The organism is Pseudoalteromonas shioyasakiensis (assembly GCF_001550135.1).
Taxonomy (GTDB): domain Bacteria; phylum Pseudomonadota; class Gammaproteobacteria; order Enterobacterales; family Alteromonadaceae; genus Pseudoalteromonas; species Pseudoalteromonas shioyasakiensis.
The window spans coordinates 59,268-80,363 of sequence record NZ_LRUE01000023.1; the positions used below are offsets into that span (position 1 = coordinate 59,268).

Annotated in this window: 18 protein-coding genes; 1 reads left to right on the forward strand and 17 read right to left on the reverse strand. The window is 42.2% G+C overall.

The window, feature by feature from the left end:
• Positions 1 to 212: 212 nt before the first annotated feature.
• Positions 213 to 1,460 carry a glutamate-5-semialdehyde dehydrogenase gene (locus PASHI_RS18465; protein ID WP_062566637.1) on the reverse strand — a complete coding sequence of 416 codons (1,248 nt, stop codon included), beginning with the start codon at positions 1,458 to 1,460 and terminating at the stop codon, positions 213 to 215.
• Positions 1,457 to 2,563 (reverse strand): glutamate 5-kinase, encoded by a 1,107-nt coding sequence (gene proB, locus PASHI_RS18470; protein ID WP_054552442.1) that lies wholly within the window; start codon positions 2,561 to 2,563, stop codon positions 1,457 to 1,459. Before proB ends, PASHI_RS18465 begins: the two co-directional genes overlap by 4 nt.
• Positions 2,564 to 3,472: 909 nt before the next feature.
• Here proB and PASHI_RS18475 point away from each other — a divergent pair.
• Positions 3,473 to 5,332, forward strand: a complete 1,860-nt coding sequence (locus PASHI_RS18475) for a cation:proton antiporter (protein WP_062566638.1) — start codon at positions 3,473 to 3,475, stop codon at positions 5,330 to 5,332.
• Positions 5,333 to 5,382: 50 nt separating this feature from the next.
• Here the strand turns inward: PASHI_RS18475 and PASHI_RS18480 are convergent, their stop codons facing one another.
• From PASHI_RS18480 to cutA, 15 genes are all read right to left on the reverse strand, one after another.
• Complete coding sequence (locus PASHI_RS18480; protein ID WP_054563494.1) at positions 5,383 to 5,991, reverse strand: tetratricopeptide repeat protein; 609 nt, start codon at positions 5,989 to 5,991, stop codon at positions 5,383 to 5,385.
• Positions 5,992 to 6,107: 116 nt separating this feature from the next.
• The gene (locus PASHI_RS18485; protein WP_054552439.1) at positions 6,108 to 7,421 is read right to left on the reverse strand and encodes an adenylosuccinate synthase; all 1,314 of its coding nucleotides are present in this window, start codon (positions 7,419 to 7,421) and stop codon (positions 6,108 to 6,110) included.
• Positions 7,422 to 7,646: 225 nt separating this feature from the next.
• The gene (gene hflC / locus PASHI_RS18490; RefSeq protein WP_062566639.1) at positions 7,647 to 8,525 is read right to left on the reverse strand and encodes a protease modulator HflC; all 879 of its coding nucleotides are present in this window, start codon (positions 8,523 to 8,525) and stop codon (positions 7,647 to 7,649) included.
• 5 nt (positions 8,526 to 8,530) lie between these two features.
• A complete protein-coding gene (hflK, locus tag PASHI_RS18495) occupies positions 8,531 to 9,697 on the reverse strand; it encodes an FtsH protease activity modulator HflK (protein WP_054563492.1) in 1,167 nt (388 codons plus the stop codon).
• Positions 9,698 to 9,788: 91 nt separating this feature from the next.
• Entirely contained in the window at positions 9,789 to 11,078 is a 1,290-nt protein-coding gene (gene hflX, locus PASHI_RS18500; protein ID WP_054563491.1) for a ribosome rescue GTPase HflX, read from the reverse strand.
• 17 nt (positions 11,079 to 11,095) lie between these two features.
• Complete coding sequence (hfq, locus tag PASHI_RS18505) at positions 11,096 to 11,359, reverse strand: RNA chaperone Hfq (RefSeq protein WP_054552435.1); 264 nt, start codon at positions 11,357 to 11,359, stop codon at positions 11,096 to 11,098.
• 80 nt (positions 11,360 to 11,439) lie between these two features.
• Positions 11,440 to 12,357 carry a tRNA (adenosine(37)-N6)-dimethylallyltransferase MiaA gene (miaA, locus tag PASHI_RS18510; protein WP_082710980.1) on the reverse strand — a complete coding sequence of 306 codons (918 nt, stop codon included), beginning with the start codon at positions 12,355 to 12,357 and terminating at the stop codon, positions 11,440 to 11,442.
• Positions 12,358 to 12,372: 15 nt separating this feature from the next.
• Positions 12,373 to 14,217, reverse strand: a complete 1,845-nt coding sequence (gene mutL, locus PASHI_RS18515; RefSeq protein WP_062566641.1) for a DNA mismatch repair endonuclease MutL — start codon at positions 14,215 to 14,217, stop codon at positions 12,373 to 12,375.
• Positions 14,218 to 14,240: 23 nt separating this feature from the next.
• A complete protein-coding gene (locus tag PASHI_RS18520) occupies positions 14,241 to 15,548 on the reverse strand; it encodes an N-acetylmuramoyl-L-alanine amidase (RefSeq protein WP_244269414.1) in 1,308 nt (435 codons plus the stop codon).
• Positions 15,549 to 15,614: 66 nt separating this feature from the next.
• A complete protein-coding gene (tsaE, locus tag PASHI_RS18525) occupies positions 15,615 to 16,088 on the reverse strand; it encodes a tRNA (adenosine(37)-N6)-threonylcarbamoyltransferase complex ATPase subunit type 1 TsaE (protein WP_062566643.1) in 474 nt (157 codons plus the stop codon).
• 142 nt (positions 16,089 to 16,230) lie between these two features.
• The gene (gene accC, locus PASHI_RS18530) at positions 16,231 to 17,571 is read right to left on the reverse strand and encodes an acetyl-CoA carboxylase biotin carboxylase subunit (protein WP_062566644.1); all 1,341 of its coding nucleotides are present in this window, start codon (positions 17,569 to 17,571) and stop codon (positions 16,231 to 16,233) included.
• A gap of 23 nt (positions 17,572 to 17,594) precedes the next feature.
• Positions 17,595 to 18,059 (reverse strand): acetyl-CoA carboxylase biotin carboxyl carrier protein, encoded by a 465-nt coding sequence (gene accB / locus PASHI_RS18535; protein ID WP_054552429.1) that lies wholly within the window; start codon positions 18,057 to 18,059, stop codon positions 17,595 to 17,597.
• Between the two features lie 30 nt (positions 18,060 to 18,089).
• Positions 18,090 to 18,542, reverse strand: coding sequence for a type II 3-dehydroquinate dehydratase (aroQ, locus tag PASHI_RS18540; protein WP_062566645.1), 453 nt, complete (start codon positions 18,540 to 18,542; stop codon positions 18,090 to 18,092).
• 348 nt (positions 18,543 to 18,890) lie between these two features.
• Complete coding sequence (locus PASHI_RS18545; protein ID WP_062566646.1) at positions 18,891 to 20,717, reverse strand: protein-disulfide reductase DsbD; 1,827 nt, start codon at positions 20,715 to 20,717, stop codon at positions 18,891 to 18,893.
• Entirely contained in the window at positions 20,717 to 21,037 is a 321-nt protein-coding gene (gene cutA, locus PASHI_RS18550) for a divalent-cation tolerance protein CutA (RefSeq protein ID WP_054552426.1), read from the reverse strand. Before cutA ends, PASHI_RS18545 begins: the two co-directional genes overlap by 1 nt.
• Positions 21,038 to 21,096 lie beyond the last annotated feature (59 nt).

Consider the following 21,096-nt stretch of genomic DNA (forward strand, 5'->3'; position numbering starts at 1 on the left):
AGCGCCTGCCTTGCACGCAGGAGGTCAGCAGTTCGATCCTGCTTAGCTCCACCACTTTCCTACCTCTCTTTAGGCAATCTGCCAAATTTTTAATAAAAACCAATAAATTCTAAATTAAAGCGACTTTATTAGTCTTTCTACCGTCTTCGTTTTATTTTAAACACAAAAAAACCGAGCAAAGCCCGGCTTTTTAAGCAATTACTTTTTAGTGATTATTCACGAATTTGGCCTTCGCCATTCACTAAGTATTTTTCAGTTGTAAGTGACTCTAGACCCATTGGACCATAAGCATGTAGCTTAGTTGTCGCAATACCAATCTCAGCACCTAAACCTAACTGTGAACCATCAGAAAAACGCGATGACGCATTAACCATTACCACAGATGCATCCACACTGCGTTGGAATAACTGCGCTGCAGCTTGGTCTTTAGTACAAATCACTTCAGTGTGGTTTGAACCAAATTTAGCAATATGATCAATGGCACCAGCAAAGTCAGGCACAACCTTAATTGCGATTTCTAAATCTAAGTACTCTTCACCAAACTCGTCGTCAGCAAGTACTGTTGCATTATCAAAGTACTCGGCAGCTTTCGCATCTGCATTTACTTTTACGCCTTCTTGACGAAGAACAACTGCACACAGGTTTAAAAACTCATCAGCGATATCTTGGTGAACCACTAAGCCTTCTAGGGCATTACACACACCAGTTCGCTGAGTTTTACCATTTAATAGTAAATTGATTGCAACGTTTAAATCAGCGTCTTTATCTACATAAAGGTGGCATACACCTTTAAAGTGCTGAATCACTGGAATAGTGCTGTTTTCTGTTACAAAATTAATTAAACCTTCACCACCACGCGGAATGATTAAATCAATTGTTTCACGCTGTTGCATCAGCTCCATGAGTAGACCACGGTCTGGATCTGGGATCACTGAAATCAACGCAGCAGGTAAACCATGCTTTTCAAGTACTTTATGCATTACACTTGCGATTGCTTGCGAGCTACGTAGTGCTTCTTTACCACCACGTAAAATAACACCATTACCCGATTTAAAGCATAACGCACCGGCATCAGCCGTCACATTTGGACGTGCTTCATAAATCATACACACAACACCCAATGGTACGCGCATCTTGCTGATCTTAATACCATTTGGACGCTCTGAAATTTCACGTAATTGACCTACAGGATCATCAAGGCTAACAATTACTTCGATACCTTCGGCCATTGCTTCAATACGCTCATCGTTAAGCGTTAAACGGTCAATCATCGATGCTGCAAGGTTGTTATCACGTGCTGCCGCTAAATCGCTTTCGTTCTCTTTGATGATAAAGGCTTTGCTTTCGCGTAGCGCCTCTGCCATCTCAGTTAACACTTGATTCTTAGTAGCAGTATCAAGTAAAGCTAACTGGGTTGCAGCTTTTGCAGCTTGACTCGAAATATCCGTAATTAAACTCATGACTTCTCCAATAATGCGATATCTTTCTCTGAAACAACTGGGCCGATTGAATCTTGCATTTTTTCGCTAAATTCACTTTGCTCGTTGTCAGCAATAAAATTCAATAAACAGCTACTATAATTCGCTGTTGCTTTTGCCAGGCGCGTACCATCATCACTACGAACTAAAATGGTATCGCCTACGCCAAATTCTCCGTGTACTGCAACGATTTCATCGCTACGAATACAACCGTCTTCATCTTTTAATGATTCATCAAATGAACCTTCAACGACAACCTCACCTTGCTCATTTGCTGTGTGAGTCATCCAATGCACTGCTTCTTGCATTGGTTTTTCATATGGTGTGAAGATAGTACCTGGGTTGTCACCCGCAAGCAGTCGGTTAAATGTCTCTTCTTTAAAACCATTTAAAATAAAGGTTGTAATACCATGTGAAGTGGCTTTTTCAGCCGCTTCAATTTTCGTTTTCATACCACCTGTACCAACGGCACTGGTTGCACAACCGGCCATGGCGTAAATTGATTCATCGATGCTATCAATTTCAGGTAATAGAACTGCATCTTCATGCAAATTCGGGTTTTTGTCATATAGACCATCAACATCCGAAAAAATCATCAATGCATCGGCATCCGCAGCTGCGGCTACCATTGCCGACAAGTTATCATTGTCACCAACTTTTAAATCGTCGGTTGTTACCGTGTCATTCTCATTGATGATAGGTAACACACCATGCTCAAGTAAGGTGAAAACAGTTTCACGAATACTTGTGTAACGCTCACGGTCACGTAGGTCACCATGAGTTAATAAAATCTGTGCTGATGGGAAATCAAAGAAGCGATCCCACATCGCCATCATTTCTGTCTGACCGGCAGCAGCCATTGCTTTTTTCATCGTCACTGAACGCTTTTCTTGTTCAGGGAATAAATGCGAACCAGCAGCTACCGAACCCGATGATACTAAAATAACTTCGATACCTTGCGCTCGACAGCGAACGATGAACTGTGCAATGGTCAGTAAATAACGTGAGCGACACCCGTCTTGTTCGGGTGCGATTAATGCGCTACCTACTTTTAGTACTATACGTCGCCAATTTAACTTTTGCATAACTGTTCAACTTTCCATTTTACTATCTGTTCAGTGCCAATTTGCCACTGATTAAAAGACTCGCGCTTAGCTTTACTAAACGCACTGACTATTATCACTTTGCCAAACCACTTATCTATGCACACGACTACGCCACGCAAGTACTGCGATTAGATATAGCACAACTTTTATTCAGTCAGTAGACCAAACGGTTATAAACCATAAGTTGATAAAAAAAGATAAGTGTTGTTTATGTATCGCTGTAAAAAGCTGTGTGCGGCTTTTATTAATAACAACATACATAGAGCCTATACAATCTGGTACACCAACAGATAGGGTGTAGATTGTATGACCGAGATTTAGCTGCCACGATGGGAGCTAAACATTGACCAGATAATGAACTTATATTCTATTCAACACGTAATAAATATGTACTGAACAACTTAGAGCTCATTTCTATTTAATTAGAAAACAAAGTGTATAAAACACTAATAATGTCGCAAACAAGTATCTTTTCAGAAAGCTAAGCTATAAAGAGTGTCTCTAAAGCTAATAACTATTTAGATATCAAATTGTTTGAACACGAACTATAATACGGGAAATCAGGGGCAAAGATCAAGTGCAAAAAGTAGTCATAACTTTTATACTTACCATAAACATAGAAAATATACATTTATTAACAGTACCTTAGGCGCGCAATTTTATTGTGTAATAATTTTTAACGAGCCTAGCAGGGTTTAATTTCATAAACACACCCAAAAAGTATTAATAACGACTAAAATCGTATTTGAAGCAACGAGTTTGCTTGTATCCATGACGGTGAGTAGGCTTTAATAGGCAAGCATTATTTTAATAATGTCAGCAACTAATGACGCGATTATCTAAGGCGTTGGCATTTTAAATTGTAGTAACTAAAGGATAATTCATTCTATGTCAGCAATTTTTATAGCAGGGATCGCCTTGTGCTCAGTATTAGCACAATGGGTAGCTTGGGCGTTTCGTGTACCGGCTATTTTATTTTTACTACTAACAGGTTTAATTCTCGGGCCTTTTAGTGGCGTACTAGAACCAGATGCATTGTTGGGAGATTTATTATTCCCAGTGGTTTCTTTAAGTGTGGCAGTGATTTTATTCGAAGGTTCACTCACTCTGCACTTTCGAGAACTTAAAGGGATTGGCAAGGTAGTTCGTAACCTTTGTTCAATCGGAATGATCACAACTTGTTTGGTGATAAGTTTAAGTGCCTATTGGATTCTAGAACTTAATTGGCGTGTAGCCGCTGTACTTGGTGCGGTACTTGTTGTAACAGGCCCTACGGTTATTGCACCGTTATTAAACTCTATGAGACCAAACCAAGACATAGACCGCATTTTACGCTGGGAAGGCATAGTAATAGACCCTATTGGTGCCTTGTTTGCTGTATTGGTTTTTGAAGCTGTCATGCTGGTAGGTCAAGGCGAAGTACTAAGTCATACCATTATCGCGTTATTTAAAACTCTCGGTGTAGGTTTAACCATTGGTGTGGTTGCAGGCTGGCTTACAACGCTGCTTATTCGTAGAGAATGGCTGCCGTTTGAGTTACACAAGTTTGGTATTCTTGCCTTAGTACTCATCAGTTTTACGGTTTCAAACCATCTAAGCCATGAATCTGGTCTACTCGCTGTTACCGTGTTTGGTATTTGGCTTGCCAACCAAGACGAACTTGAAATTGACTCTGTACTTGAGTTTAAAGAAGACCTTTCGATGATCTTGATTTCATCGTTATTCATCTTACTTGCAGCCCGCCTACAGCTATCAGATTTAATGATGTTACATAGCGATGTGTTTATTTTCTTAGCCATCGTGCTTTTTGTGGCTCGCCCAGCGTGTATTGCAATATCGACTTTTAAAACCGACTTGCCTATCAAGTCTCGTTTAGTGCTGGCTTGGATTGCTCCGCGAGGTATTGTTGCAGCTGCGGTAGGCTCTGTATTCGCGTTAAGTATGGTGGAAGCTGGCATTGCCGATGCTGAAAAAATGGTACCACTCATATTCACAGTGATCATTGTCACTGTAGTACTACAAAGCTTAACGGCAACACCATTGGCAAAGCTGTTAAAAGTGCGCCAACCTGCACCAAATACAATTTTGATTATTGGTGCCAACCATGTAGCAAGAGCCATCGCACGCGGCTTAAAAGATCAAAACATTCCGGTGCACTTGTCTGATCCTGCATGGGAGAACTGCAAAATGGCACGCATGGATGGCTTACCTTGTTACTATGGTAATCCGCAGTCAGAGCATGCTGAGCGTTATTTACCGTTAACGACGATTCGTAGCGTACTCGCGCTTTCGCCTAACCGTCACCACAACGCATTAGGCGTGCAGTATTTCTCGCATTTACTTGACGAAAAAGATGTATTTTCACTGCGTTCTTCAACCAACCACGCTAAAGCAAATAAAGACAGTGCGACCTTCTTATCGCGACAAATTCTGTTTGGCGACAATGGCGCTTATGCGCGCTTAAGTAGCTTAATTGCCAAAGGCGGCAAGGTCAGTGCAACACGTATTTCTGAAGAGTTTAGTTGGGAGCAATACAAAGACGTTAATAGCGAAGCTATCCCGCTGTTTATTTTAAATGGTGAGAAAACTGATGATGACGATTCACCTATTAAAATTCGCCCGTTCACTACAAATATGGAAAAAACACCGCAAGTAGGTGAGCGTATTGTGGCACTACAGCCACCTAAGTTGTCGGTACTAAAAGACCCGAACAACGGCAAACCAAAAGAAACTAAAGAAGAGAAATAAAAAAAGGCCAGCATTAGCTGGCCTTTTTATTTGCATGTATTTTTATTTGCTTACATAGGTAAACGGGCGCGTGCAACGACGCTGTCTGGCATTTTTTCGGCAAGCTTAGCGAGTAAATTTTCGACTTTCTTGTGAGTTGCTTTATCGGCAACCATTGAATGAAATAACCAACGGTAGGCATCTTCATAATCGCGCGGGCTGCCATAACCTTGATTAAACAGGTTAACCAGTCGCATTTGTGCCTTTAAGTTGCCTTGGGCTGATGCTTCTCGTAAATAGGTTACCGCCATCGCTTTATCTTGCTGCACTAACTGGCCTACATCGTAGTAGCGACCAAGTTGCTCTAATGCCGCGCCTAGCCCTTGTTGAGCAGCCTGACGCATGTAATAGACCCCTAACTCTACATTACGGTCTACACACACAGCATAAGCTAGCATATCGCCATACAAGAACTGATACGATGGCAGTGCCATTTTATTGGCTCGCGCTTCGATATCTTGCACTAACTGGCAATCATCTGCCTTTACACGTGCTAGGTGTGCATTTTTATTGATCAAGCCAATTAACTCGCTCTCTGTGTACAGAGGCACAGCTGTTATAGGCTCTTCAGCCATGCTTAGGCTTGAGAAGAGTAATGTTAAAGGCAATAAAACACGCATCAAAATCACTTAAATAAAGTCAGTCTTAGCAAATAATATACAATTATCATTCCAGAGTGAATTTCGGGCACAAAAAAAGCTGCCGAGGCAGCTTCTTTTTTCAGTCACTATGACGATTATGCAAACGGGCTGCGTAATACCATAGTTTCTACACGGTCTGGGCCAGTAGAGATGATATCAACTGGAACGCCAGTGATTTCTTCAATACGTTTGATGTAATCAAGTGCCGCTTGCGGTAATTGATCAACTGACGTAGCACCTACTGTGTTTTCTGACCAGCCTGGCATCTCTTCGTATACTGGTGTTACTTTCTCATAACCTTCAGCTGCTAATGGTGTAACGTTCGTTACTGTGCCATCTTCTAACTGGTAACCAGTACAGATTTTTAATGTTTCTAAACCGTCTAAAACGTCTAGTTTAGTTAAACAGAAACCTGAGATGCTGTTGATTTGCACTGCGCGGCGCATTGCCACTGCATCTAACCAACCTGTACGGCGTAAACGACCTGTCGTTGCACCGAACTCATGACCTTTGTCACCTAAGTGCTTACCAACTGGATCTTGTTTATCAAGACCGTCGTAAAGCTCTGTAGGGAATGGACCAGAACCTACACGTGTAGTGTAAGCTTTAATAATACCTAGCACGTAATCAAGGTGTAATGGACCAAAACCAGCACCTGTTGCTACACCACCAGCTGTTGTGTTTGATGATGTTACGTACGGGTAAGTACCGTGGTCGATATCAAGTAATGTACCTTGCGCACCTTCAAATAAGATGTTGTCGCCCGCTAAACGCGTTTGATCAAGAAGCTCAGTAACATCAACAACCATTGCTTTTAAGATATCTGCGATAGCCATTGCATCGTCAAATGTCTTTTGGAAGTCAACTGGTTCAGCTTTGTAGTAATGCTCTAATGTGAAGTTATGGTATTCCAATACTTCTTTAAGCTTGCTAGCAAACTGTTCAGGGTTGAATAAGTCACCTACACGTAAACCACGACGTGCTACTTTATCTTCATAAGCTGGACCGATACCACGACCTGTAGTACCAATTGGCTTATCGCCACGTGCTTTTTCACGGGCTAAATCTAATGCAATGTGGAAAGGTAAAATTAATGGACATGCTTCGCTGATTAATAAGCGCTCACGTACTGGTACGCCACGCTCTTCTAGCATGCCGATTTCTTTCATTAATGCTTCTGGTGATAAAACAACACCGTTACCGATCACACACTTAACATTGTCACGTAATACACCCGATGGAATAAGGTGTAAAACCGTCTTTTCACCGTTGATTACCAGAGTATGGCCTGCGTTATGACCACCTTGATAACGAACTACTAAAGATGCTTTGTCTGTAAGGAGGTCAACTACCTTACCCTTACCTTCGTCACCCCATTGGGTGCCTAGTACAACAACGTTTTTACCCATTGCAAATTCACTTAGAAAAAATTAGGACGAGATTTTATCAGAAAACGAGGTGAAAGATCACCCCGTTTAGCTTATTTTTTCTGCGCATGAATTTTTACCTTCTTAATTACTTAAACAACTACATGCAGAACAGGGGTTTATAAAATAGTTAAGGATAAAAATTAATCACACGCAAAAACAAAAAAGCCCTACATAAAGCAGGGCTTTTTATCACACAAATATTAATTACTGTGCTTTTGTACCTTTCATATAATTAAAGAAGTCGCTATCAGGTGAAATCACCATCACGTCTTGCTTATTTTTAAAGGTGTTTTTGTAAGCTTCTAGGCTACGCACAAAACCGAAGAACTCAGCGTCTTTGTTATAAGCGTTAGCATAGATAGCGGCTGCATCGGCATCACCTTGACCACGAACAGTACGCGCATTACGCTCAGCGTCTGCAAGCATTACTGTTACACGGCGGTCGACTTCTGCACGAATTGTTTCAGCTTTCTCTTGACCTTCAGAACGGTGCTCTTTTGCAACCGCAGTACGCTCAGCACGCATACGTTGGAAGATTGAACTACTCACTTCTTGTGGTAAGTTAATTTGCTTAACGCGTACATCAAGTACTTCAATACCTAGCTCTTGTGCACTTTCAGAGGCTTGAACTAATGCTTCTTCCATCAACTCACTACGCTCACCAGAAACGATCTCTCTGATAGTACGAGAACCGAAATTAGTACGTAGACCGTTGTTCACCTTTTGCTTAAGTAGTGTTTCAGCGTATTGCTTATCACCACGGGCACGCAGGTAGAATGCACTAAAGTCATTAATTCGCCACTTAACGTAAGAATCAACGATTAAGTCTTTTTTCTCACTTGTTACGAAACGGTCAGGTGCACCATCTAGCGTTTGAATACGTGCATCTAAACGACGTACTTGGCTAAAGAAAGGCACTTTTAAGTGTAAGCCTGGACCATACACTACAGCCTTATCATCACTGTCTTTTTCAACTTTGCTGAATAACAGTACGATTGCCTTCTCGCCTTCTTGCACAACAAAAATCGCTGAGAAAGACAGCACAACTGCAAGGGCAAGTATTACTAAACTAAAATTTTTCATCTTGCTTATCTCCCCTCATTAAAACGGTCAGTTGCGAAACGGTCATTGCTTGAATTTACCGTGCTGTTACGCGACGTGTTTATTTTATTGCGAAGGTCTTTGATATCACTTGAGCTTGGTAATGCAACACGTGTTGCTGTACCTTGCTTTTCCATGATTTTATCAAGCGGTAAATACATCATGTTATTACCACCTTCAACATCAACTAACACTTTAGAGCTGTTACCTAGCACTTCTTCCATCGCATCGATGTAAAGACGCTTACGAGTTACCTCTTTAGCAGCTTGGTACTCAGGTAATAGCTTTTCAAAACGCGCTACCTCACCTTGTGCTTCTAATGTAATACGTTCACGGTACGCTTCTGCTTCTTGCGTCATACGAGTAACTTGACCACGGGCACGAGGTTCAATTTCACGAGCATAGGCTTCTGCTTCACGGATGAAACGCTCTTCATCTTCTTGTGCAGCAATAGCGTCATCAAACGCGTCTTTTACTTCACCCGGCGGACGTGAATCTTTAAAGTTCACATCGCTTACAATAATACCTAGATTGTATGGCTCGATGATTTTGTTAAGTTCATCCCACGTTTGTTGACGCACTAACTCACGGCCTGTCGTTAGTACTTGGTCCATTTTTACGTGGCCAATTACATAACGTAATGCACTATCAAGTGCTTGTTGTAAGCTGTGGTCGGCATCAGTAACACTGAACTTGTAAAGATGTGGGTCGATAACACGGTACTGTACTTCAAACTCTACATTTACCACGTTTTCGTCTTCGGTAAGCATAAAACCTTTAGCAGATAACGAGCGTACCGCTTCGATATCAACAGGGATCACGCGTTCAATGAAGGTCATTTTCCAACGTAAGCCAGGTTCAGCAATGCGATCGTATTGCCCAAATTGTAAAACAATACCGCGCTCAGCTTCTTTTACCGTGTAAATACCACTTAATGCCCATACAATGATGGCAATAATAAGGATGAAAGAAATGCCTGCGCCACCAAGTCCACCGCCGTTTTTACCTGGCTTATTACCACCAAATAAACCGCCAAACTTGTTGCCGAACTTACGCATTACCTCGTCTAAATCAGGTGGGCCTTGATCTTTTCCGCCTTTATTATTCCACGGATCTTTATCATTGCCATTATTACCCGGTTCATTCCAGGCCATAGCTATACTCCATTGTTATCTAAATGAATTAGGTTAAATCTATCAAATCTACAGCATTTCTCATACTAAAAAAGACAAATGCTGGTGATTTTTAATCAGTCACTACGAAAGAGTCTAGGTCTTGTCCCATCTCTTTTTTCAAGCGATTCCATTCTGCCATTGGCAAGCGTACCGATAATAACCAGTTTCCTTGCTCATCAAAACACTCTTGATGAACTGCATTTAAGTTGAATAATGCTGCGCGAATACGACCATGTTGTGGTGGTAATTTTAGCTCATCAGCAAACATCTTTTTGGCAAGTAACTCATTAATTGCCTCACTTAGCAGTTCACAACCAACGCCTGTGCGCGCCGACAACCAGACTCGTACTGGCTGACCTTCGTCGTTTCTATCTATACGTGGCGCAACGTCATCTAGCGCATCAATTTTGTTATAAACCAATAATTGCGGCACTTCATCTGCTTCGATTTCTTTTAAAACAGACTGTACTTGCTCAATATTTTCTTTTCGACGAGGGTCTGCCACATCGATAACATGTAGCTGTAAATCAGCTTCACGGGTTTCTGTTAAGGTTGCTTTAAATGCTGCAACAAGGTCGTGTGGTAAGTGACGAATAAAACCTACCGTATCAGCTAAAATAATTGGACCTATATCGCCGATATCCAACTTACGTAAGGTTGGATCTAGGGTTGCGAATAACTGATCAGCAGCATACACATCTGAGTCTGTAATACGGTTAAATAACGTTGATTTACCCGCATTGGTGTAACCTACCAGTGACACAGTTGGGATTTCATTTCGCGTACGCGCACGTCGTCCCTGCTCACGTTGAACAGCCACTTTATCTAAACGGGCACGAATGTTTTTAATTCTTGCGCGCAGTAATCGTCTATCGGTTTCGAGCTGGGTTTCACCTGGGCCACGTAAACCTATCCCGCCTTTTTGTCTTTCAAGGTGGGTCCAACCACGGATCAAGCGAGTAGAAATGTGGCGTAACTGAGCTAACTCAACCTGAAGCTTACCTTCGTGAGTACGCGCTCGCTGCGCAAAAATATCTAAGATCAAACTCGTACGATCAAGAACGCGGCACTGGCAAACGCTTTCTAAATTACGTTCCTGTGACGGGCTAAGTTGATGGTTGAAAATGATGACATCTGCATTGTGGATTTTGACAGTTTCAGCGATTTCTTCTGCTTTTCCGGTCCCGACGAAAAGTTTCGGATGTGGTGCTTGACGACTGCCTTGCACAATCGCCAAACTACTAACACCAGCAGAAGATACCAACAACTCTAATTCGTGAAGATCTTCGCGATCCCCCTCTTTAGGTAAGTCGATATGAACTAAAACTGCCTGTTCGCCGGCTTCATAACGGTCAAACAAGCATTACGCTCCTAAGTTTAAAAATTTCCAGATTCTTGCTCTTCTGAATCATCACTTCCTTGAACGCCTTGGAAGTTAACAGAACGCGCTGGAACAACAGTTGAAATAGCGTGTTTATACACCATTTGATTTACGGTGTTTTCAAGTAAAATAACAAATTGGTCAAATGACTGGATTTTACCCTGCAATTTAATGCCATTAACCAAAAAGATTGATACTGGAATGCGCTCACGACGTAACGCATTTAAAAATGGGTCTTGTAACGACTGGCCTTTTGCCATGTTATTTTCCTTCGTTCTAGGTGTTATTATAATTAAGTAGCTGAACTAATTTAACAAAGCTAAAAAACTTCCAGCTACTACTAGCTTAGCGAACTTACTACACGTTGCAAGTTTTCTTCATCACCCGTGGTCAACCAAGTTACTTCAGGCCAACCTCTTAACCAAGTGAGTTGTCGCTTGGCTAACTGCCGTGTGGCTGCAATACCACGAAAGACCATTTCATCATAGTCAATTTCGCCAGCAATGTAATCCCACATTTGTCTATAACCCACACAACGAATCGAAGGCAGGTCTGGGTGTAAATCCTTACGTTTATATAGGGATGAAACTTCATTTTCAAACCCCTGATCGAGCATTATTTTAAACCTTTTCTCAATTCGCTGATGTAATTCACTGCGATCATCAGGTGCAATGGCAAATTGATGGAAAGTATAAGGAAGCTCAGGCTGCTTTTGTTTTTGCAGCTCAGTCATTGTTTTACCTGTTATACGATACACTTCTAATGCACGATTAATTCTTTGCGAATCATTTTCGCTCATTTTTTTTGCTGCATCAGGATCGATTTTCACAAGTTCTTTATGCAAATGTGGCCAGCCAAACTGCTTTGCTTCCTTTTCGAGTTCAGCACGTACTTCTGGTGATGCCTCTGGTAGCGGTGATAAGCCATCAATAAGCGACTTAAAATACATCATTGTACCGCCAACCAATACAGGTACTTTACCTTGCTGATGAAATAGATCAATCTTTTCAATTGCATCACGGCGAAAATCTGCCACTGAATAACTATCTGCTGGGTCGATAATATCAATTAAGTGATGTGGCGCACGAGCAAGCTCTTCGGCATTTGGCTTTGCGGTGCCGATGTCCATATCTTTATAGACTAATGCTGAATCAACACTGATTATTTCTGTGTTTAAATGCTCACACAGCGAAATTGCTAAATCTGTTTTCCCTGCAGCGGTTGGTCCCATTAAAAAAATGACGGGTAAGTTATTCAAGCCTAAATACCTTGCTTAGTTTAAAAACTGAGATAGTTCTATTTTAACTGCTTTTTGACGTAAACGTTGCATAGTTTGTGGATTATTTTCTAACCGAGCCACTTGCTCCAAAAAGGCTTGGCTTGCGTAATAGCGTGCTGGGATTTGCTGAGCTAACCAAGCTAACCATTCATCGAGTGAACTTGGTGAGGCTTTACAGCCAGCAATAAGTCGCTCAATAGCATCACTTACATCAAGTAAATAGACACAAGGCGGAAGCTTTTTCACCATCACAAACTGTTTTTCAATGACTAAATCAAAACCAAGTAAGGTAAACCACGACTGCTGAGCATTTAACGCACTAATATCATCAGCACTTGCATTTACTCGCACAGGTAACAACAAGGCTTTGCCATCAAGGCTACCTGCTTGCTCTACGTGCGCTTGCCAGTCGAGTGCTAATGCATGCTTAAAGTGCGCAGCAAAGAGTTGGTTGTCTTCACTAAATACGCACTCGCCTTCTCGTACATGAATAAGCTTGGCAAGTTTTGCTTGCTCTACAACCGGTGCTGTAACACTTGGTTCAGGGCGTACTTGGTCAAAATGCGCAGCATGTTGCTCGCTGATCCCTTGATAAAATGCATTGACATCTTGGTGCGATGTTTTACTGCGACCTTGGCTGTCACTACTAAAACTACCGCCAGAGCGCCCTGCTCCTGTTGCCCCAGAATAACTCGCTGAACGTGTCGGCTGTAATTCAGATTTAGGGTAATCATACTGCTCTGTTGGCGCTGATTGAGTAAAACTTGGCTGTGTGCTGCTTGAGTGCGCCTCATCAAACGGAGCATGCTGAAAAGCAGTGTCATTATGCTCTGTAAAACCAGCTTCGTGCTGAAGCGGCACCACCACTTGTTTTATTGCCTGCAGGATAAAGTCATGCACTAAACGGCCTTGATGAAAACGCACTTCATGTTTTGCTGGGTGCACGTTTACATCGACCTGACGTGGGTCAATATCAATATAAATGACAAAACCGGGTAGCTCTTCTGAACCTGCAACTTCTTCAAAGGCTTGACGGATTGCATGCAAAATAAGTTTATCGCGCATCATGCGATTATTCACATAGGTATATTGCGTGCTATTCGTTGAGCCCACGGGTAATACCCAACCTCGCAGCATCAAACCGGCCTCACCTGATTGAATATGCAGCCCCTGCTCACTAAACGCTTTACCAGCAACTTGAGCGACACGCGCTATTGCTTGCTCAGGGTTTGGTTTAGCACGGTATTGACGCACAACTTTGCCATTATGAGTCAGGGTGATAGAGACATCAAAACGACTCAGCGCAATACGCTTTATGAGCTCATCAATATGTGAAAACTCGGTTTTCTCGGTGCGAAGGAATTTACGGCGCGCAGGGGTGTTAAAGAATAAGTCTTTCACCTCAATGGTGGTGCCATCAGGGTGTGCGGTTGGCTTAATCTGCACCGCCATATCGCGACCTTCAGCAAACGCTTGCCATGCAGCCTCTTGCTGCTTTGGCTTTGAGCTTAAGGTTAACCGCGACACTGAACTAATTGATGCTAACGCTTCACCACGAAAGCCAAGTGAACAGATGTTCTCTAGGTCATCGAGTGACTTAAGCTTACTCGTAGCATGGCGCGACAAGGCTAATGTTAGCTCATCTTTATTAATGCCAGAGCCATTATCGCGAATGCGAATAAGCTTATGACCGCCACGCTCAATATCTATTTGAATGCGCGTTGCGCCAGCATCTAAACTGTTTTCTACCAGCTCTTTAACAACGGATGCTGGGCGTTCAACCACTTCACCCGCAGCAATTTGGTTAGCCAATCGCGCGGGTAGTATTTCTATACTCATAGTGTTCCTAACACGAAAATTGACTAGCTTTGAGGAATATCAAGCTCTTGACCAATAAATAAGGTATTTGATTTTAAGTTGTTGGCCGTTTTTAGCTTACTCACAGAGGTGTTATATCTGCTTGCTAAAATACTTAACGACTCACCAGGGCGAACTTTGTGTTTAGTCGGAAACTGCGACTTTAACTTAGCGAAAAGCGAGTCATCTGGCGGGTTTTGCATATAGTAATTTTTAATCGAGGTGAAAATTGCTTTAGCTAAGCGCTCCTGATGCTGCGCCGTTTTTAGCATTCGCTCTTCGCGTGGATTCGAGATAAACCCTGTTTCAACCAAAATAGAGGGAATATCAGGTGACTTTAATACTGCAAGGCTCGCCGCTTGTGGGCGTTTCTTATGCATTTTAGCCACTTTTCGTAATTCGCTGACCACTTCTTCCGCGACACTAAAGCCTGTTTTCATAGAGTGATCCATCGACATATCTAGCAGTGCTTGCGCTAAATATTTTTCGCTTGCGGTATCTTTTAATACCCCAGCTGCACCACCTAAAAGCTCCGAGTGTTTTTCTTTATCCTCAATCCATTTACCGATTTCTGAATTTGCACGGCGCAGTGATAACACCCACACAGAAGCACCGTTTGGCTGCGGGCTGGTAAATGCATCCGCATGGATCGACACAAAGAAGTCAGCTTTTTTCTTACGGGCAATGCTAGTACGGGTGTTTAAATTTACAAAGTAGTCACTGCGGCGCACCATGCGCGAAATCATGCCTTTTTCAGCATCAATCATTCGCTCTAAGCGCTTCGCTATTTGAAGCGTAATGTCTTTTTCATAAGTGCCTGACGGACCAATTGAACCTGGGTCTTCACCACCATGACCTGCGTCAATGGCAATAACAATATCGCGCTCTTGATTGAGTTCGCGTTTTTTCACACTGGTATTGGTTACAGCAACAGGCTCTGCCTTCGGTGTTTTATCAACAAGGTCAACCACTAAACGATGCTTGTATGGATCGGTAGGCAGTAAAGCAAATACCACTGGTTTGCTGGCACGGGCTAGCTCAAAAACAAAGCGCACACTTTTGCTGTCTTTAGGTTTTGAGTAACGCAGTTTTGAAACAATCTGATGCTTTTTAGGAATAGCAGGCAAGCTATCTAGTTTGTCGGTGTCTTTTAAATCAATGACTAAACGAGCTGGATTTTTCAGCATGAAATAGCTGAAATCAGGTTTATCGTTTAAATCAAAGACCACACGAGTGCTGTCAGGTGAAGGCCACACACGTACGCTATTAATAGTATTTTGTGCAAGCGCAATTTGGCTCACAACCAATAACATCAAAGTAGTTAATAGTTTAAACGTACAACGACCCATTTTTACTAATACACCTTTATTTTTATATGTTTATTCTTGCGCGCTCTTAAGTTGCTGAACAATTGACTGACCACGTTCGGTTAAGCTGTTAATTGCAATGGCACGCGCCTCGCCTTCATAGCGTAGGGTGATATCAAGATCCGGTGTTGGAATAAATTCGCCGCCTTTTTCAGGCCATTCCACAACACAAATAGCCTGTGGTGAAAAATAGTCACGAATTCCCATATATTCAAGTTCTTCAGGGTCACCTAAGCGATATAAATCAAAGTGATAGACATCAGCTTTAGCTAATTGGTAAGGCTCAACCAGTGTATAAGTTGGACTCTTAACCTTACCTTGATGACCGAAACCTTGCACGATACCACGGGTTAATGTCGTTTTACCGGCACCTAAATCACCATGTAAATAGATGACTGCCCCTTGCTCCATCAAGGTTGCAAGTTGCTTACCCATATTAACCGTTGCTGCTTCATCAGCGAGTGGAAAACCAACACTGTCGGTCATTATTACCTCATGAAAAACTAAAAACACATTACTTTGTTAATCATACCAGAATAATTTTGTAAGGCGAGAGCCGCTCTTATGCCTAGTTTGACAAAAAAAAGCCGGCAAAGTTGCCGGCTTTTTAGCTTAAACAGAATTTTGTTTACAGACCTAGTTTCTTCTCAAGGTAGTGGATGTTTGTACCACCGTTTTGGAAGTTCTCATCTGCCAAGATTTTCTTGTGCAGTGGTGTGTTGGTCTTGATGCCATCAATTACTAATTCGTTTAACGCATTGCGTGAACGAGCAATAGCTACATCACGGTTTTCACCGTAACAGATCAGCTTACCAATCATTGAATCGTAATGAGGTGGTACTGTGTAATCTGCGTAGATGTGGCTGTCCCAACGAATACCTAAACCGCCAGCAGGGTGGAATCGCGTGATTTTACCTGGTGATGGAATAAAGGTGTCAGGGTCTTCCGCATTAATACGGCACTCAATTGCATGACCACGAATAACCACATCTTCTTGTGTGAATGATAGTGGCTGACCAGCTGCAATTTTTAGCTGCTCTTTGATTAAGTCAACGCCAGTAACCATTTCTGTTACTGGGTGCTCAACCTGAATACGGGTATTCATTTCAATGAAATAGAACTCGCCGTTTTCGTATAAGAATTCGAACGTACCTGCACCGCGATAACCAATTTCGATACATGCACGAGTACAACGGTCACCGATAAACTTACGCATTTCAGCTGTGATACCTGGCGCTGGCGCTTCTTCAACAACTTTTTGGTGACGACGTTGCATTGAACAATCACGCTCACCTAAGTGAACTGCGTTGCCTTGACCGTCTGCAAGTACTTGAACTTCGATGTGACGTGGGTTTTCAAGGAATTTTTCCATGTAAACCATACCATTACCGAAGAACTGCTTAGCTTCTTGCTGAGTAAGAGCGATTGAATCAACCAGCTCTTTTTCGCTGCGAACAACACGCATACCACGACCACCGCCGCCGCCTGCTGCTTTAATGATTACAGGGTAACCAATACGCTTAGCGATTTGAATGTTGCGCTCGCTGTCTGCCGTTAATGGGCCATCAGAACCTGGTACACAAGGTACACCGGCTTTACGCATCGCTTCGATTGCAGAAACTTTGTCACCCATTAAACGAATTGTGTCGCCTTTAGGACCGATAAATACAAAGCCGCTTTGCTCAACTTGATCAGCAAAGTCTGCATTTTCAGAAAGGAAACCATAACCTGGGTGGATAGCAACTGCGTCTGTTACTTCTGCCGCTGCAATAATGCGCGGAATATCTAAGTAACTTTCAGTGGCTGCTGGTTTACCAATACAAATTGTTTCGTCTGCCAGTAACACGTGCTTAAGATCACGGTCTGCCGTTGAATGCACAGCAACAGTTTTGATCCCAAGCTCTTTGCAGGCGCGCAGTACGCGAAGTGCAATTTCACCTCGGTTTGCAATGACTACTTTATCTAACATAGAGTTGGCCTTTTGTTGCGCTATTATTCAATGATGAATAAAGGTTGATCGAATTCTACTGGCTCGCCATTTTCAACTAAGATAGCTTTTACTGTGCCTGCTTTATCAGATTCGATTTGGTTCATCATCTTCATTGCTTCAACGATACATAACGTATCGCCAACATTTACTTTAGAACCTACTTCTACGTATGGTGCTGCTTCTGGAGAAGCCGCTGAGTAGAATGAGCCAACCATAGGAGATTTAACTTGATGGCCAGTCGGTGCAGCTGGAGCAGCCGCTTCTGCTGCTGGAGCCTCTGCTACTGGAGCTGGTGCCGCTGCTGGCGCAGGTGCTGCAAACTGTTGTGGTGCATACTGCATTGCAGGTGCTGCAGACATATTGTTACGATTGATGCGTACTGACTCTTCACCTTCAGTGATTTCTAATTCAGCAATACCAGATTCTTCTACTAATTCGATAAGTTTTTTGATCTTGCGAATATCCATTGAACGACCCGCCTGTTAGTTATTTAAAAATTAATGTGTGTTTTGCAACCGGCTAACAGCAGCTTCAAGTGCCACCTTATAACCCATTGCTCCTAATCCAATAATGACGCCTTGTGCCACATCCGAAAAATACGAATGATGACGGAATGCTTCTCGAGCATGCACATTAGTTAAATGCACCTCGTAAAAGGGAATGTTTACACTAAGTAATGCATCCCGTAAGGCTACGCTTGTATGCGTAAATGCAGCAGGGTTGATAATAATTGCATCAACCGTTTGCCATGCATCGTGAATGCGTTCTATTAATGCAGCTTCACTGTTACTTTGGAAATGCGTTAAATCAACATTGAGACCGGCAGCAACCTGACTAAGTTCAGCTATAATCTCATCAAGAGATTGAGTACCGTACTTTTCTGGTTCACGCTTGCCAAGCATGTTTAAATTTGGCCCATTTAGAACTAAAAGTTTGAATTTTGCAGCCATAATACGCGATATATCCTATAAGTAAGCAGTTTAACCATATTCATCATAAACCCACGCTTAACCTAAGCGTGCTGATGTAAAATAGCAACTATTTCTCACGTTAACCACCTATTATAGATATTTCGACGTAAATAGCAGCAAAATACTGGTCTAATCACTCCCTATTCGTGGCAAAGTCAAGCATAGCAAGGCACACAACAGGGTCATTCTAAGCGTTTTCCTGCTGATTAATTGAGCTTCAATCAGTGAATTTGCCATTTTTCACTTAAAATAAGTATTTTTTACGATGCAGATACAAAAACGCCACTCAGATGAGTGGCGTTTTGCTATTTTCTTGCACGTTTGCGTTTATTTAGCGATATTTCGAACTTTTGCTAAATGTTCTGCAAAGTCTTTGGCATTTAAAAAGCCTGTTACACGTTGCTCTAAAAGCTCATTACCTTGGCTATCAAAGAACAAAATGCTCGGCAACCCAAATACCGTGTATTCTTCCATTAGCTCTATGGTTTTTGCATCGCTTTGTGTTAAATCGATTTGAATTAACTCAAAGTGAGCAAATTGCTCTTGCACTTTAGCGTCAGGAAACGTGTAGTGCTCAAACTCTTTACACGCAACGCACCAGTCGGCATATAAGTCGACCATCACTAAGCGCCCCTCGCTACTTGCCTGTGCAATTTCTTCTTTTAATTCACTTAGATTAGCAACTTGTCTAAAACCATGTGTTTGTACAGCAGCTTCAGCAACCACCGCTTTACTAGGCCAAAAATAATTTTTCGTTAAACTCGCCCCAGTCACAACCAATAAGGTTGCAGCAAACCACAATGCTGTTTTTAGCTTGCCTTGTGATTGACCACTTTGCCAATGGTGTAAATAAAGCGCTGTAGCAAGTGCTAATAAACCCGCCATTAACCAAATGATTTCAATATCAACAATACGCTCAAGCAGAATAAGTGGTACAACTAGCATAATGAAACCAAATAGGGTTTTCACTTGCTCCATCCAACCACCGGCTTTTGGTAGTAATTTACCGCCAGAAGTCCCCAGTAATAATAACGGTAAGCCCATGCCTAAACTGAGCACATAAAGTGTTAAACCACCGACAAGATAGTCACCACTTTGCGCCACATAAAGTAAAGCAGCTGACAATGGTGCTGTTGTACACGGTGAGGCAATCAAACCAGACAATACACCCATCATAAATACGCCAACATAGTTGCCGCCTTTTTGCTGGTTACTAACCTGAGTGAGCTTATTCATCATGCCGCTAGGTAATTTGATTTCGTACCAGCCAAACATCGACATTGCCAATAATACAAATAAGATACTAAAGCTAATTAGTACAGTAGGATGCTGTAAATACCCTTGTACTTGCCCACCTAATGATGCAACCACTAAGCCCAGTGCTGCGTAAGTAACGGCCATACCTTGTACATATACAAACGACAGCGAGAACGCTTTTTTAGTCGATAAATTCTGCTGACCCGCTATAAGGCTCGACAAAATCGGAAACATTGGGAATACGCATGGCGTAAAGGCAAGACCAACACCAACTAAAAAGAAGATTACTAGGTTAGTCAGTAAACCTTGCGATGCCAGCTTATCGGTATATGACTGCTCACCAGCTGGTTTTGAAACTTCTTGAGAAGGGGCTGATGACGCTTCATTAGTATCGGCTGCTTGTGTTAATGCAGCCAATGCATTCCCCGCATCTGCAGCCTGTGATACTTGCTCACCTGCAATCACAGATAAAGGAATGGTTCTAACTTCTGGCGGATAACATAACCCCGCCTCAGCACAGCCTTGAAAACGCACTTTAACAACCGCACCTTCTGTGACGTTACTAAGCTTAGAAACCACACTTAACGAATCAAAGAATACCTCGGTCTTACCAAAAAATTCATCTTCAATAATCACGCCCTTGCCAAGATCAGGAATTTCAATATCTGCGCCTTTGGCAATAATTTCGACTTTCTTTTTATAAAGGTAATAATCAGGCGCTATATCCCAGCCAATAAATAAGGTTTTGCCTTGCTGGTCAAAATCGAAAACAAAAGCCTGATCAACTGGGAGAAATGTTTGCTCCGCAGGTTGTAGTAGATTTCCAAGTAAATTGTTATTACTCGCGGTTGCTGGCATTAGCCACAATGCACAAAGTAATAAAAGGAACGATCGCATTAATTAAGTACCTCATCCATCCAATTAAAATAGGCTAAATTGCCTGTAGCCACATCAACGACCTGAATTTCAGGCACCTCATAACTATGCAATTTCTTGATAGTTTGGATCACCTCATTCATTTTTTCTGACTTAGTTTTGATCAGTAACTTACTCTCAATAGCTTGAGTCACCTCGCCTTCCCACATGTAAATAGATTCAATAGTAGGCAAAATGTTCACACAAGCAGCTAGCTTTTCTTTAACTAGATGTTGTGCCAACTGACGGGCTTCAGCCTCATTTGCACAAGTAGTAAAAATAAGTCGAAAATGCGTAGTCATAAGGAACCTTTATTTGATTACGTGAGTCGCACCATAGTATCCGATAGTAACTATAATGT

Coding starts and splice junctions, on each gene's coding strand:
- PASHI_RS18465 (WP_062566637.1), bottom strand. CDS start 1,460: ATGAGTTTAATTACGGATATTTCGAGTCAAGCTGCAAAAGCTGCAACC.
- proB (WP_054552442.1), bottom strand. CDS start 2,563: ATGCAAAAGTTAAATTGGCGACGTATAGTACTAAAAGTAGGTAGCGCA.
- PASHI_RS18475 (WP_062566638.1), top strand. CDS start 3,473: ATGTCAGCAATTTTTATAGCAGGGATCGCCTTGTGCTCAGTATTAGCA.
- PASHI_RS18480 (WP_054563494.1), bottom strand. CDS start 5,991: ATGCGTGTTTTATTGCCTTTAACATTACTCTTCTCAAGCCTAAGCATG.
- PASHI_RS18485 (WP_054552439.1), bottom strand. CDS start 7,421: ATGGGTAAAAACGTTGTTGTACTAGGCACCCAATGGGGTGACGAAGGT.
- hflC (WP_062566639.1), bottom strand. CDS start 8,525: ATGAAAAATTTTAGTTTAGTAATACTTGCCCTTGCAGTTGTGCTGTCT.
- hflK (WP_054563492.1), bottom strand. CDS start 9,697: ATGGCCTGGAATGAACCGGGTAATAATGGCAATGATAAAGATCCGTGG.
- hfq (WP_054552435.1), bottom strand. CDS start 11,359: ATGGCAAAAGGCCAGTCGTTACAAGACCCATTTTTAAATGCGTTACGT.
- mutL (WP_062566641.1), bottom strand. CDS start 14,217: ATGAGTATAGAAATACTACCCGCGCGATTGGCTAACCAAATTGCTGCG.
- PASHI_RS18520 (WP_244269414.1), bottom strand. CDS start 15,548: ATGTTATTGGTTGTGAGCCAAATTGCGCTTGCACAAAATACTATTAAT.
- tsaE (WP_062566643.1), bottom strand. CDS start 16,088: ATGACCGACAGTGTTGGTTTTCCACTCGCTGATGAAGCAGCAACGGTT.
- accC (WP_062566644.1), bottom strand. CDS start 17,571: ATGTTAGATAAAGTAGTCATTGCAAACCGAGGTGAAATTGCACTTCGC.
- accB (WP_054552429.1), bottom strand. CDS start 18,059: ATGGATATTCGCAAGATCAAAAAACTTATCGAATTAGTAGAAGAATCT.
- aroQ (WP_062566645.1), bottom strand. CDS start 18,542: ATGGCTGCAAAATTCAAACTTTTAGTTCTAAATGGGCCAAATTTAAAC.
- PASHI_RS18545 (WP_062566646.1), bottom strand. CDS start 20,717: ATGCGATCGTTCCTTTTATTACTTTGTGCATTGTGGCTAATGCCAGCA.
- cutA (WP_054552426.1), bottom strand. CDS start 21,037: ATGACTACGCATTTTCGACTTATTTTTACTACTTGTGCAAATGAGGCT.